The sequence below is a fragment of the Streptomyces sp. NPDC006393 genome (assembly GCF_040628575.1).
Lineage (GTDB): Bacteria > Actinomycetota > Actinomycetes > Streptomycetales > Streptomycetaceae > Streptomyces.
Genome location: NZ_JBEXZD010000045.1, coordinates 1 through 13,964 on the forward strand (window position 1 = coordinate 1; position 13,964 = coordinate 13,964).

At 72.1% G+C, this 13,964-nt stretch carries 10 protein-coding genes; 2 read left to right on the forward strand and 8 right to left on the reverse strand.

Annotation, left to right across the window (positions count from 1 at the left end):
* Window positions 1-41: 41 nt before the first annotated feature.
* Window positions 42-1,136, reverse strand: coding sequence for a DUF5925 domain-containing protein (locus ABZ484_RS19950; RefSeq protein WP_358867221.1), 1,095 nt, complete (start codon window positions 1,134-1,136; stop codon window positions 42-44).
* A gap of 157 nt (window positions 1,137-1,293) precedes the next feature.
* On the opposite strand from ABZ484_RS19950, the gene ABZ484_RS19955 reads away from it, so the two are divergent.
* Entirely contained in the window at window positions 1,294-2,715 is a 1,422-nt protein-coding gene (locus tag ABZ484_RS19955; protein WP_358867222.1) for a xylan 1,4-beta-xylosidase, read from the forward strand.
* Window positions 2,716-2,757: 42 nt separating this feature from the next.
* Here ABZ484_RS19955 and ABZ484_RS19960 read toward each other — a convergent pair whose 3' ends face one another.
* From ABZ484_RS19960 to ABZ484_RS19985, 6 genes are all read right to left on the reverse strand, one after another.
* Window positions 2,758-6,672: a lipopolysaccharide biosynthesis protein gene (locus ABZ484_RS19960; RefSeq protein WP_358867223.1), complete on the reverse strand. Its 3,915-nt coding sequence runs from the start codon at window positions 6,670-6,672 to the stop codon at window positions 2,758-2,760.
* A complete protein-coding gene (locus tag ABZ484_RS19965; RefSeq protein WP_358867224.1) occupies window positions 6,665-7,468 on the reverse strand; it encodes a polysaccharide deacetylase family protein in 804 nt (267 codons plus the stop codon). Before ABZ484_RS19965 ends, ABZ484_RS19960 begins: the two co-directional genes overlap by 8 nt.
* Complete coding sequence (locus ABZ484_RS19970; RefSeq protein ID WP_358867225.1) at window positions 7,465-8,475, reverse strand: glycosyltransferase family 2 protein; 1,011 nt, start codon at window positions 8,473-8,475, stop codon at window positions 7,465-7,467. The genes ABZ484_RS19965 and ABZ484_RS19970 overlap by 4 nt, the downstream gene beginning before the upstream one ends.
* Entirely contained in the window at window positions 8,472-9,293 is an 822-nt protein-coding gene (locus ABZ484_RS19975; RefSeq protein WP_358867226.1) for a glycosyltransferase family 2 protein, read from the reverse strand. The genes ABZ484_RS19970 and ABZ484_RS19975 overlap by 4 nt, the downstream gene beginning before the upstream one ends.
* A 389-nt stretch (window positions 9,294-9,682) precedes the next feature.
* Complete coding sequence (locus ABZ484_RS19980; RefSeq protein ID WP_358867227.1) at window positions 9,683-10,777, reverse strand: GNAT family N-acetyltransferase; 1,095 nt, start codon at window positions 10,775-10,777, stop codon at window positions 9,683-9,685.
* A 1-nt stretch (window position 10,778) separates the two neighbouring features.
* A complete protein-coding gene (locus ABZ484_RS19985) occupies window positions 10,779-11,216 on the reverse strand; it encodes a hypothetical protein (RefSeq protein ID WP_358867228.1) in 438 nt (145 codons plus the stop codon).
* Window positions 11,217-11,499: 283 nt separating this feature from the next.
* Between ABZ484_RS19985 and ABZ484_RS19990 the strand changes: the two genes are divergently transcribed.
* Complete coding sequence (locus ABZ484_RS19990; RefSeq protein WP_358867229.1) at window positions 11,500-12,306, forward strand: SGNH/GDSL hydrolase family protein; 807 nt, start codon at window positions 11,500-11,502, stop codon at window positions 12,304-12,306.
* Window positions 12,307-12,332: 26 nt separating this feature from the next.
* On the opposite strand, the gene ABZ484_RS19995 is transcribed toward ABZ484_RS19990, so the two are convergent.
* Window positions 12,333-13,928: a protein kinase gene (locus tag ABZ484_RS19995; protein ID WP_358867230.1), complete on the reverse strand. Its 1,596-nt coding sequence runs from the start codon at window positions 13,926-13,928 to the stop codon at window positions 12,333-12,335.
* Between the last annotated feature and the right edge of the window lie 36 nt (window positions 13,929-13,964).

Genomic DNA, 13,964 nt, shown 5'->3' on the forward strand with positions numbered 1-13,964 from the left:
ACACCACCAGCCGCCGGCTGCGGCCACAGCCCAGCGGCCGACTACAGGTACAGCCCCGCGTCCGCGCCTTCGCGCGGCTCGGGGAGGGCCGTGGGAGACGTGCCCCGGCGCAGCGCGTACAGCTCCGCCAGGGTCGCGCCCTCGCGGCCGACGCCCTCCTCGGTGCCCAGCCAGTCCACCGCCTCCCGCCGGGTCAGCCTCCCGACCTCGATACGGGCCAGGCAGCGGCCCGGGCGGACCACGGCCGGGTGCAGACGCTCCAGGTCCTCGTTGGTCGTCACGCCCACCAGGACGTTGCGGCCCTGGCCGAGCAGCCCGTCGGTGAGGTTCAGCAGCCGGGACAGCGCCTGGCCGGCCGTGTGCTTGGCCTCGCCGCGGATCAGTTCGTCGCAGTCCTCCAGCAGCAGCAGCCGCCAGCGGCCCTTGCCCGCCGAGTCGTCCTCGCCGATGGCGATGTCCATCAGATACCCGACGTCGGAGAAGAGGCGCTCGGGGTCCAGGACGCAGTCCACCTGGCACCAGTCGCGCCAGGAGCGGGCCAGCGTGCGCAGCGCGGAGGTCTTGCCGGTGCCCGGTGGGCCGTGCAGCAGGAGCAGCCGGCCCGCGATGTCCTGCGGGGTCGTCTTCATCAGACGCTCCATGGCGTCCGCGACCGGCGCCGTGTAGTTGGCCCGGACCTCGTCCCAGGTGCCCGCCGAGATCTGCCGGGTGGTGCGGTACGGGCCGCGCCGGGGCGAGACGTACCAGAACCCCATCGTCACGTTCTCCGGCTGCGGCTCCGGCTCGTCGGCCGCGCCGTCCGTGGCCTGGTCGAGGACCTTCTTGGCCAGATCGGCGCTGGTCGCCGTGACCGTGACGTCGGCGCCCCGGTTCCAGCGGGAGACCAGCAGGGTCCAGCCGTCGCCCTCCGCGAGGGTCGCGCTGCGGTCGTCGTCCCGGGCCACCCGCAGCACCCGGGCGCCGTCGGGCAGCAGGGTGGCACCCGAGCGCACCCGGTCGATGTTCGCCGCGTGCGAGTACGGCTGCTCGCCCGTCGCGAAGCGGCCGAGGAACAGCGCGTCGACGACGTCGGACGGCGAGTCGGAGTCGTCGACGTTGAGCCGGATCGGCAGAGCGTCGTGTGGGTTCGCAGACATGCCGCCATGATCCGTCACCGGACCGCCGTACGCACCCCGTTTCCGGTGCGTGCCTCACGTGTCGGCGCTCCCGCCGGCACGGGTGCGCCCCGACCCGCGCCACGAGCCTGCGCAAACCCTCCCGGAGGGGCGAATTCCGCCCTTATTGTTGTCCTTGATGGGACGTCATGGGTGGTATTCGGGGGCGGGGCGGTGGCGGCTCACCGCGCTGCTCGGTGTGGGTGCGGCCGTCGTGGCCCTGGTGGTGGCCCTGGTCAACGCGCTGCCCGGCGGCGCGAGCAGCGAGGGCACCACACGTGACGGCGCCAAGGTGCACGGCACGCCCGCGACCCCCCGGGACGCGGACGAGCCGTACGTCGGCTGGGGGTTCACCCACACCCAGTTCAGCGCCGACGAGGGCAGCGCCGCCGCCACGGACCGCGTCGAGGGGCTGCTGTCGAAGGGCGGCGGACCACCGCAGAACCAGGCGATCATGGGCTGGGGCGCCGACAACCCCGAGCCCGTCAAGGGGCGTTACGACTTCGGCGCCCTGGACCGCCGCGTCGACTTCATGCGCAAGTCCGGCGGCGTCCCGGTGATCACCCTGTGCTGCGCCCCCGACTGGATGAAGGGCGGCAAGGCCGGTGTCGGCAACACCGACTGGAGCCAGTCCGCCCTGGAGACCGCCCCGACGCCCGACCACTACAAGGACTACGCCGCGCTCGCCGCGACCGTCGCCAAGCGCTACCCGGACGTGCGGCACTTCCTGGTCTGGAACGAGTTCAAGGGCTTCTGGAACAACGCCCGGGCCCGCTGGGACTACGAGGGCTACACCGAGCTGTACAACCTGGTCTACCGGGCGCTCAAGAAGGTCGACCCCGAGATCATGGTGGGCGGGCCGTACCTCGTCATGGACAGCGTCGACCCACGGCAGAAGGACGACGCCTCCACCGCCCTGCGCGGCCCCTGGGGGGCGATGGACCAGCGGGTCCTGGACGCCTTCGGCTACTGGAACACGCACAAGGCGGGCGCCGACTTCGTGGTGGTGGACGGCTCCAGCTACACCAAGGACGACGAACTGCTGCCGAACGAGTTCGCCGCCACCGACAAGCTGACGGCGGTCGGCCGGTGGGTGCGGCAGCAGACCCACGGACTGCCGCTGTGGTGGGCCGAGTACTACGTCGAGCCCGCCGACGGCAACGACGACCGCAAGGGCTGGTCCGAGGCGCACCGCGTCGCCGTCCAGGCCGCCGGCCTGATCGCCATGGTCGAGGGCGGCGCCTCCTCCGGCTTCTACTGGAACCCCGAGGAGGAGAAGGGCACCGGCTGTCCCGGCTGCCTGTGGACGCCCACCGACAGCGCCGCCGGCGGCCGGGCGCTGCCCATGTACGACCTGCTCTCCCGCTTCGACAAGGCCTTCCCGCCCGGGACGACGTACCAGACGGTCCCGATCGCCTCCGACGACGTGCCCAACGTCCGCGTCCTGGCGAGCGCGAGGACCGTCCTGGTGGTCAACACCCTGAACCGGCCGATCAGCGCCCAGGTCGACGGCAGGCGGTTCGACATGGGGGCCTACGAAGTGAAGTGGCTCGAACGGTAGACCGTCCGAGCCACTTCACCAGCCACCGTGCCGCCCCGCCGCTCAGCCCTTCCCCATCGTCATGAACCGCTGCACCAGCGAGGCGAGCAGCACCGCCAGCAGCGGCAGCGAGAACCAGAAGCTGCCCTGGAGCCACCGCAGTTGGCGCACGCTCGGCCGCATCGCGACCCGGACGACCTCCCGGGCGGTGAGCATCAGGACCAGGGCGAGCGCCGCGAGTCCGCCGACCACCGACCACGGCGTCCAGGTCACCTTCGGCCCGATCGGCCCCGGATCGGGTTTCGGCACCGCCCCCGCGGGCTGCTCGCGCAGCGTGTACAGGGTCGCGTCCTCGTTGGTGAGGACCTTCTTCAGCTCATGCCGGTCGTCCAGGCTCTCGACCAGCCGCGACGGCCAGGCGGCCGAGTAGCCGACGTCCATCTGGAGATAGGTGACCTGGCTCTTGTTCACCATCAGATACGAGTTGGGGCCCGCGTCCTTGAGCGCCTTGACCAGCCCGGACACCAGGACCGGGTCGACCGGCGCCAGGGTCGGCACGTAGTTGACGCGCTCCATGTCCCGCGCGCCCCACGGCATGGCCGGGGTGACGTTGGTGACGGGGTCGTTGCTCAGCCACAGCAGTCGTACGGTCGGCCGGTCGTGGGCGTAGACGTAGTCCATGGCCGCCACCTCGCCGGGCCGGATCCGCTCGAACGGCTCGTTGCCCCAGCGGGCCACCAGGAAGCCGCCCATGAGCAGCAGCCCGGCCAGCAGCGCGGCGACCGGCGCGAGGCTCACCCGGTCCTTCTCGCGTTCCCGGGCGGTGACCCCGGCACGCGGGAACAGCGCGAGGGCGGCGAGCAGACCGGCCCCGGGCAGCGCGAACATGAAGACGCGCAGCGCCATCTCGCCGCCGTAGGACTGCATGCCGAAGCCCAGGAACGGCACGAAGGTCAGCACCAGCAGCGACCGCTCCCGGTACTTGTGCTCGCGCCGCCGCCACCAGCCCCAGCAGGCGAACAGCATGATCGATCCGGCCAGCAGCACCCGTGTGTAGAGCACCAGTTTGTGCGTGGAGTCGCCGCCCTGGATCCGGCCGGAGACGGACGTCGACACATTGCTGCCGACCCCGCCGACCCCGCCGAACAGCTCGTCGAAGTGCCCGGACCAGTACGGCTCGGCCATGAAGCCCAGCCAGAACACCACCAGCACCGCGAACAGGACGGGCAGCCCGCGCAGTTCGGACCGGCCGACCAGGACGAGGACGGCCAGCACGCCCAGCATCACGAACGGCGTGAGCTGGTGGGCCGGGACGCTGGCGGCGAACAGGCCGATCACCACCATGAGCAGCACGGCCCGCTGCCGCCGGTCCGCCGGCTCGACCTCCGCCTCGCCGGGGCGCGCCGTGGCCCACAGCACGCGCGGCGCCCGGAACCAGACCAGCAGGATCGCCACGAAGGCCAGGTAGAGCAGATAGGTGAAGCCCTGCGGGGAGAAGTAGTCCTGGCCCACCCAGCCGCTGAGCACGAAGATCCACACCCCGGTCCACTTGGCCCGCCAGCTCGCCCGCAGCGAGCGGGTGAGCAGGAACATCGGTGCCAGGTACAGGAGCTGGACGGTCAGCGGCCACCAGCGGATGACCTCGGTGAAGTCGCTCAGCCCGCAGGCCCGCGCCACGAACGCGGCCACCGCGAAGAAGCCCGGCCAGCTCCAGCGCGCGTCCAGGTCCGGTACGGCCGCCCCGGTGCGGTCGATGTAGTCGATGAACCCCAGGTGCTGCCAGGCCGTCGCGAACCGTGGTTCGGTCTCGATCACCGCGGGCAGCGCGTGCAGCGACACGACGGTGGCGAGCAGGGTGAGCAGCAGCAGCGCCCGGTGCTCGCGGCGCAGCCAGAGCAGCACGGCGAACACCGTGATCAGCAGGGCCGCGCCGACCAGCGTCGGCAGCGGCAGCACCGAGATCAGGCCCAGCCCGCCCATCCGGTCCAGGGCGGCGTCGTCGAGCCGTAGCGCGGGCACCCAGTACAGCAGCAGCGCGGCGGCCAGCAGACAGCCGAGAACGACCCCGGACCGGGTGGGCGCCAGGCGCTCCCGCCAGGAGCGCGGCGGCGCGTCGGCCGCCGGTGCCTGTGCCCGCGGCCCCGGGCTCGGGGCCTTCACCGGCTCGGCCGCCGCCGGGACCCCCGTCGCCGGTCCGGCCGCCTCCGTCACTTCTTCCTCGGACACGGCGGCCGGCTCCCCGGCGGTGAGCGGCAGCGCGTCCGGCACCACCGCGCGCTCCTCGGCCGCGAACGGCGCGTCCACCTCCCGGTCGGCCGGTCCCAGCGAGGCCTCCGAACCGGGTTCCCGGTCCTCGACGGGCAGCCCGAGCGGATCCGGGCGCCGTGGCCCGAGCGTCCACTGGGCCGGCCCGCCCACTCCCGTCACGGCGGTGCCCGCGGGCGGGGTGCCCGGTCCGGGACGTACGTCGGGCCGGCGTTCCACGTGGTCGAAGTCGACGTGGACGCCCAGGGCGAGGGTGTCGGACTCCAGCGCCCAGGCGGGCCGCGGGTGCGGTGCGGTCCGGGCGGGGACCTCGCGCGCCCCCAGGTCGGCGAGGTCCCCGTCGGGTGCCGCGTCCTCGGGGACGGCGGCGGCCGGTGCGGCCCGGACGGTCCGGAACAGCTTGGGCGCGGCGATCGCGACGATCACGGCGAGGCTGGAGATCTCCGCGACGCCCGCACCGGTCAGCCCCATCCGGGGGAGCAGCAGCAGTGTCAGCCCGAGCACCAGCACGCACAGCAGGCCCTGCAGCCAGGCCAGTCCGGCGGTGCGGCTCTGCGCGCGCAGCACCGCGAAGTAGGTCTCCATCACCACCCGAAGCAGCGCGCCCACCGCGAACCAGCGCAGCAGCGGGGTGGCGGCGTGGGCGTAGCCCTCGCCGAAGACGTGCAGGATCTGCGGCGCCAGCAGGAACAGCAGACCGCAGATCGGCACCATGATCCGGGCCATCCGCCTGAGCGCCGCCCGGGTGTTGGCGGCCAGCCGCGCCGGGTCGTGGGAGCCTTCCACGGTCAGCGAGGCGCCCATGTTGATGGCGAGCAGGTTGACCGTGCCGCCGATGGTGGTGGTGATGTAGAAGTAGGCGTTGTCCTCGGAGCTGACCTGCGAGGCGATGATCACCGGCACCAGGTAGACCACGGCGAGCGAGAACAGCGAGCCGGTGTAGTCGCCCGCGAGGAAGTGCCCGAGTTCCCTCGCCGACGGCGGCTTGGCGTGCTCCTCGGTGGCCGTCACATGCCGGGGCACCAGCCGCCGGAACACCAGCCAGCCCAGCGGCACGATCGAGGTGGCGATCGCCAGGCCCCAGGAGACGAACACACCGGTCGTCGGGATCGCGGCGGCCAGCCCCACCAGCAGGGCCAGCTTCACCGCCGAGAACACGGTGTTGCCCACCGGCACCCAGGGTGCGCTGCGCAGCCCGGTCAGCACCCCGTCCTGGAGGGTGAGCAGGTTCCAGGCCATCACGACCAGGATGAAGCCGAGCCCGTTGACCGTCCCGTGCAGGAAGCGGTACGACGGCCCCCAGGTGTCCAGGGTGAGCAGGAAGACCGCCGCGGCGCACGCCACGATCAGCGAACTGCCCGCGTACGTACGGGCGATCAGCCGCCCGGTGGCACGGCCGGAGACCGGGATGAAGCGGGCCAGGGCGCCGGTGAGCGTCACCGCGGTGAGCCCGGCGAGGAACTTCATGGCGGCGATCGCGGCCGAGCCCTGGCCGACGGCGGATTCGGAGTAGTAGCGGGCGGCGACCAGCCAGAAGCCGAGGCCCAGCACCGCGGAGATCCCGGTGTTGAGCATCAGCGCGTAGGCGTTGCGGAACAGCTGGTTGCCGCCGCCGGACCGGCCGCGTCCGGGCAGCCGCAGCCGGCGCCGCGGTTGCCCGGGCGCCTCGGGTCCGGTGGCCGATGCCTCGGTGGTGGTCGTCGTGTCAGACACGGGTACGGATGGCCTTCCGGCGGACCTGTCGGGCTCTGCGGACCATGGCGTAGCCCTTGGTGAGGGCGCGGTCCCTGGCGAAGTTCCGGGCGATCGCGCGGCCCTGGACGAGCCGCCCGAACTCCTCGGGGGTGGTGGAGCGGCGCACGGTGAGGCGTTGCAGGGCGTACGGGCCCTGGGCGCGGCGGGCCAGGCCGTTGCCGACGGCGAGCGCCTGTGCGAACCCGGCCGCCCGCACCCGCGCCCGCACCCGTCGGCTGGAGTAGCCGTAGGGGTAGGCGAACGAGGCGGGCACGGCGCCCAGTTCCCCGGCGACGATCTCCTTGCAGCGGATCAGCTCCGACCACAGCGTGTCGTCGTCGAGCTGGTCGAGCTGCGGATGGGTGTGGCTGTGCCCGCCGATCTCGACGCCGCCGGCCGCCAGTTCGCGCACCTGGTCCCAGTCGAGCATGGTGTCCAGGCCGCCGCCCGTGTCGTGCTCGCCCCGGATCCAACCGGTGGAGACGAACAGCGTGGCCGCGAAGCCGTGCTTGGCGAGCGCCGGCAGGGCGTGCCGGTGCACGCCCTCGTAGCCGTCGTCGAAGGTGATCAGCACCGGGTCCGGCGGCAGCGGCGCGGCGTCCGGCGCACGCCAGTGCGCCGCCAGTTCCGCGGTGGTGACCGGGCGGCGGCCCAGGTCCTCCAGCACCGCCATCTGCTCCGCGAACGCCTCCGGTGACACCGACAGGCCCCGCGTGGCCTCGTTCGGTTCCCGGGCGACCGCGTGGTACATGAGCACCGGCACGGGTGTGTTCATACGGCTCCTCCCCCCTTCGTTGCCCCCTCGCCGTCCTCGATCCCCACGACCCGGAAGCGGGCGCCGCCCCGGCGCGCCCGGACGCTGCCGACGGCGTAGCCGCCCGCGGCCGTGAGCACCCCGGCGACGATCGCGCCGGCCCGGCCCGCGCCGCCCGGCCGGGCCAGCAGCGCGTCGCGCAGTCCGCGGGCCACCCCGGCGGGCAGCACCCGGGTGGTGTAGCGGCGTTCGGACTCCAGCCCCTTGTCCGCGCCGACGCTGCGCGCCACCAGCGCCTTGGACAGGCCCTCGGCGTAGGTGCGGGTGCGGAAGTAGCGGAAGCGCTCGCGGGCGCCGGGCACCCGGTGGTGGATGACCGCGCGGTCGTCGATCAGCAGGACCGCGTCCGGCCGGGCCCGGGTCAGCCGGATGCACAGCTCCGTCTCCTCGCAGCCCAGCGGGCGTTTGTCGCCGTCGCGGCCGATGCCGGTGGCGAAACCGCCGGCCGCGTCGAACGCCGTACGCCGGAAGGAGGCGTTGCCGCCGAGGACGTTGCGCACCCGGACCCGGCCCGGTGGCAGGCCCTTGTAGGTGCAGCCCACCACCCAGTCGAACTCCTCCGGGAACCAGGCGGGCCGGCGGCCCGACGCCCAGACCGGCATGGTCCGGCCGCCCACCGCCATCACCCGCGGGTCCGCGTACCCCTCGGCGAAGCGGCGCAGCCAGTCCCGTTCGGCCACGGCGTCGTCGTCGAGGAAGGCGATGACCTCGCCGCGGGAGGCGGCGATGCCGGTGTTGCGGCCGGCGGACAGGCCGCGCGGGCCCGCGTTGGCGAGCACCCGCACGTCCCCGGCCTCCTTGTACTCCCCGGCCAGACGCTCCAGCAGCGCGGGGTTGTGGTCGACGACCAGCAGTGTCTCCAGGGCCGTCCGGGACTGCGCCCGCACCGAGGAGACCGCCGCGAGGATGTCCTCCCAGCGGTCCTCGGTGTAGACGCAGATCACGACGGAGATGCCGGGACCGCTCAAGACACCTCTCCCGGGTAGGAGCCGAGCAGCGGGGAGTGGCGTTCCTGCCGGCGCAGCTCACGCCGGTTGGAGCGTTCCTTCAGGATCACCTTCAGCACCCGTAATCCGTCCCGCACGGCGCGCAGATTGCTGGCGCCGTGGATGCGCAGGTACTCGTAGCTGGGGATCTCCTGCACCTTCAGTCCGGCCTTGACCACTCTGATGTTCATCAGCGTCTCGACCTCGAAGCCGGTGCAGTCCAGCTCGATCTTGTCCAGGCAGTGCCGCCAGAACGCGTTGTACCCGTAGCACAGGTCGGTGTAGCGGGCGCCGAACTTGCGGTTGACCACCGCGCACAGCGCCCGGTTGCCGAGCTTGCGGATGAAGGTCATGTCGTCGGTGCCGCCGCCGTTGGCGAACCGGGAGCCCTTGGCGAAGTCGGCGCCCGAGACCAGTGCGGAGACGTAGGAGACGATCTCGCCGCCGTCGGCCGAGCCGTCCGCGTCGACCATCACGATGATGTCGCCGCTGCACGCCTCGAATCCGGTGATCAGGGCGTCGCCCTTGCCCTTTCCCTGCTGCGGGACGACCTTGACATTCGGCCACAGTTCACGGGCGACATCGACGGTGTTGTCGGTGGAATTTCCGTCGACAAGAACGACTTCGTGTATCCAGTCCGGAAGTGTCTTGAAGACGTAGGGGAGATTCTCCGCCTCATTCATGGCGGGAATCACCACGCTCACCGGCGGCGCGATGGCCAGGTGAGAGGAGATCGGCCGGTACTGGGCGTCGACGAACGGATCTCGGTCCGAGGACGGCGGATGGAGAACGGAGCTCATGAGTCTGGTCCCTCTCGTCCGGCGGGACCGCCCGCCCCCGGGCGGTCCGGCTGTGTGTCCGGTTCGAAAGGGGGGTTCTCACGCGGAGCGCGCGGAAATCGGATCTCCGTGCACGCCGGGTGAGCTGGCAAAGCTGCCGGAATGCCGAAGAACGGCAGCCGGTCGCGCGGCACGGCCCGGTGATTCCTTAGGTCACCGGGCACGGCACCCCCCTACCGCGCTCCGCTCGGGAACGTCCCGGTTCAAAGCCCTCCCCTGGAACCGAGTGCGGACGTCGCCGATGCGGTGAGATGTACGACGGTATTGATGATTGAACCAGTATGGCAAGGCCCGGAACGATGCCTCACGTTTTTGTTGGTTTTTCCGTTACGCAGATTTGTACCGGCTGTTCACCGCTTGGAACGGATCTTTCCCATCTGTTTGAGAATTCTGTCCGCGGGTTCGAACAGTTCCGGCCGGGACTGCACCGCGTTGCGCAGCGCCCGGATCGGGGCGCGGCGCGCCCGGTGTCCGGCCGCGATCGGGTGACGCCGGGTCACCCACCCCTCGGAGACGGCGAGTTCCCGTGTCTTGAGGGAATCCTTGTATTCCTTCTGACCCCGGCCGAGATCGAGATACGCGATGCCGTCGGCCGCGGCCGCCTCGGCCATGCGCAGATGCAGGATCAGCCCGGGGGAGTACTTGGCGTACGCCGGGTCGTAGGCCGGGAACCAGCACGCCAGCACCCGCTCGGTGCGCAGTCCGAAGTGCGCGGCGATCGGCCGGCCGTCCGCGTGGAGCACGGACAGGATTCCGGCGAACGGCTCGGAGCGGGTGTGGAACAGCCGGGTGACGAGTGCGGTGATCCACTCGTGCGCGAAGCGGTCGCTGCGCCCGGTCCGCCGGTACTGCGCGGACTTCCAGGCCATCAGCGTCTCCAGCACGGCCGGGTCGCGCTCGTCGTGGACGTACGTCACCTCTCCCGCGTCCCGCCCGAGCCTGCGTTCCTTGGCGAGCGTGGTCCGGGTGAACTTGGGCGAGCGGGCGCGCAGTTCGCGCAGATAGGCGTCGTACCCCTGGTCGACGTCCATGACCGGGGACGGGAAGGTGCCGGAGGCCGCCGCCTCGAACGGCCGCTGGCCCGCCACCAGGTGGTCGAACTCCCACACGGCGAGCCGGCAGGCCCGCAGCAGCCCGTGGGCGTCCCAGGTGAAGCCGGGGCGGTGCACCAGGCCCTGGCAGTCGGAGACACCGAGCCCGATGGCCCGGCCGACGCCGACGGCGGATCTGTGGAACGGGAAGAACGCGGCCGGCTCCCCGTCCTCGCGGACCACCGCGATCCGCACCCCGCGTCTGCACCTGCCGACCGCGAGCGCGAACTCGGGCGAGAGAAAAGGGTTCGCCAGCTCCTCCGAGCCGTGCAGGTGGGCCTTGGACTGCATCGCCGTCCAGGCCGCCCGGTCGGCCTCGCTCAGCTCGCCGGGGCGGTACACGCTGATGTCCACGTCAGGAGCCCTGTCTTCTCGCCGTACGGCCGCGCCGCCGCCGTACGGACACCAGCAGGAGAACGAGGGAGCTGAACACGGTGACGGCCACGACTCCGCCGTGGACGGACCACCGGTGCACGGCCAGCATTCCCTGGGCCACCAGCATGTCGAGGACGACCGCGCCCGCCAGTGCGGCGAGCGTGCGGCCGAACGGATCCAGCCCGGCGAGCCCGGCCGCGATGGCGGCGGCCGGCGCCGCGAGCAGGAAGAAAAGCGTCAGCGGGCCCCGCAGCGGGGAGCCCGAGTCGGTGAGCGAGAGCAGCGCGCCGGTCCCCGCGACGGCCGTCGCGGCACCCGCGAGCAGCGGCGACAGGTCCCTCCCCGGCCCTGGCCGCGCCCGCTCGGCACCGTCTGTCGAAGCATCTGTTGAAGCTGTCTTGATGCGGATGGTCTGCATTGGCGACTTTGCCCCCCGAAGCGCCGGATGCCGGGCTTCAATGTCGCGCAGCCTCCAGGGGGCCGTCAAGACGCGGAAGCCCCACATACGGGTTCTTGTCCGACTTTGAACCGGCCTTCACCGAATCTGACCTCGCACGTTCGGCTGACGGTCCGTCGGTGTCCGATCTCCCTTTGCCGCAGGACTGGTTGAGGACCGGAAAAGTTCTTGGCATGAACACTTCCAGTCAACACGCGTAGCTGCTACCACGGGTGGAGCAGAGATCCTGCTAAAGGGAGGTTCCATGAGACGTTCCCGAATTGCCGCATACGTCGGCTCCCTCCTCCTCACCGTCGGTCTGGCCCTCACCGGGGCGGCCTCCGCGCAGGCCTCCGAACAGGCCTTCAATGGCGGCTACGTGGCCCTCGGCGACTCCTACTCCTCCGGAGTCGGAGCCGGCAGCTACATCGGCTCCAGCGGCGACTGCGACCGCAGCACGAAGGCGTACCCCTACCTCTGGAACGCCGCCCACTCACCCTCGTCGTTCGCCTTCACCGCCTGCTCGGGCGCCCGAACGGATGATGTTCTGGCGAACCAGCTCGGCCCGCTCAGCTCCGCCACGTCCCTCGTCTCGATCACCATCGGCGGCAACGACGCCGGGTTCGCCGACGTCATGACGACCTGTGTGCTCCAGTCCGACAGCAGCTGCCTGTCCCGCATCGACACCGCCGAGGCCTACGTCGACACGACCCTGCCCGGCAAGCTCGACAACCTCTACTCCGTGATCCGCGGCAAGGCGCCGAACGCCCACGTCGTCGTGATCGGCTACCCCCGCTTCTACCTGCTCGGACGGTTCTGCCTCGGCCTCTCCGACACCAAGCGCTCCGCCATCAACGGCGCCGCCGACCACCTCGACGCCGCCATCGCCAAGATCGCCTCGAACCACGGCTTCACCTTCGGCGACGTCCGCACCACCTTCAGCGGCCACGAGATCTGCTCCGGCAGCTCCTGGCTGCACAGTGTCAACTGGCTCGACATCGGCGAGTCCTACCACCCGACGGCCTCCGGCCAGTCGGGTGGCTATCTGCCGGTGCTCACCAACGCGGCCTGAGAGCCTGTGACACAGGCTCTGAGCCCTCACGGCGACGCCGAAGGCGAAGGGGAGGCCCCGCCCGTCGGGGTCTCCGTCGTCGCGCAGCTCACCGAGAACGGCACCGCGTCGGACGTCGTACGCACCGGAGCGCGTACCTCCACACTGATCGCGTTCTCGATCGTCCCGCTCTCGGAGTACGTCGTCACGATCAACCGGTCCTGCCGGGTCCTTCCCCCGCCCGCCGGGAACGACAGCGTCTTCCACCCCGGGTCGGAGACCGAACCTCTCGCCGCCACCCAACGGTAGGTCACCTGCGCGGGCAGCCTCCCCACCGTGAACTCCGCCGTGAAGGCGGGCGCCTGGCCGGCCGGCGGCGGACACGTCCCGGAGTACGAGGTGTGCGTCCCGGTCAGTGTGACGTGCACGGTCTGGGCGGGCGTGCCGTCGGCCGGGGTGCTGTCCGAGGCGGGCGGGGGAGCGCCGGTGCGCGAGTCGGTGGTGCGCGAGGGGGACGGGGAGCTCGGGCCGCTCGCCGTCCGGCTGTTGCTTCCGCTCGCGGCCGCGCCGCCTCCGCCGCCGTGGTCGCGGCCGAGCAGCGCGTACGTCAGCCCCGCGAGCGCGAGAGCGACGGCGACCAGGCCCGCGACGAGCACGGCGGCGGCACGTCGGTCGCGCCGTGGTGGGCCGGACCGGGTCCGTGGTGCCGTGGGCGGTACCGGGACGGGCATCGGCGGTGTGGCGGAGGGTCCTTGGCGCTGGGCCGCGACCGTCGGGGCGTACGACGACATGGGCACCGTGCCGGGGCGTGGCGCGCCGCCCGCCGCGACGAGCCGCAGGTCCCGCTCGGCCAGGTCGGCCGGCGGCCGATCGGCGGGGTCCTTGCGCAGCAGGCCCTCGATGACGGGCGCGAGCGGCCCGGCCCGGCGCGGCGGCGGCAGCTCCTCGTCGACGACCGCGCGCAGCGTGCTGAGCGGGGTGTTCTGCCGGAACGGGGAGCTGCCCTCGACGGTCGCGTACAGCAGCACGCCGAGCGACCACAGGTCGGACTCGGGGCCGGGCGTGCGCCCGAGCGCCCGCTCCGGGGCCAGGAACTCGGGCGAACCGATCACCTCGCCGGTCATGGTCAGCGCGGAACTGCCCTCCACCATGGCGATGCCGAAGTCGGTGAGCACGACCCGGCCGTCGTTCGCCATCAGCACGTTGCCCGGCTTCACGTCCCGGTGCAGCACCCCGGCCTCGTGCGCGGAGCGCAGCGCGGCCAGCACCTCGGCACCGATGTGCGCGGCGCGCTGCGGGGGCAGCGGGCCCTCCGCCTCCAGCAGGTCCGCCAGGGACAGGCCGCGGATCAGCTCCATGACGATCCACGGCCGGCCGCCCTCCATCGCCACGTCGTACACCGTCACCACGTTGCGGCTCGCGACCCGGGCCGCCGCCCACGCCTCCCGCTCCAGGCGGGCGTACATCCGCTCGACGTCCGGGCCCGGCAGCCCGGCGGGCGCCCGCACCTCCTTGACGGCGACCTCGCGGTGCAGCACCTCGTCGCGGGCCCGCCACACGGTCCCCATGCCGCCCTCGCCGAGCGGGGACAGCAGGCGGTAGCGGCCCGCGATCACACGTTCACGGCCCGGTTGTTCGGACACGGGCGCCCCCCACGGCATCTCGCGTGAATTCTCCCC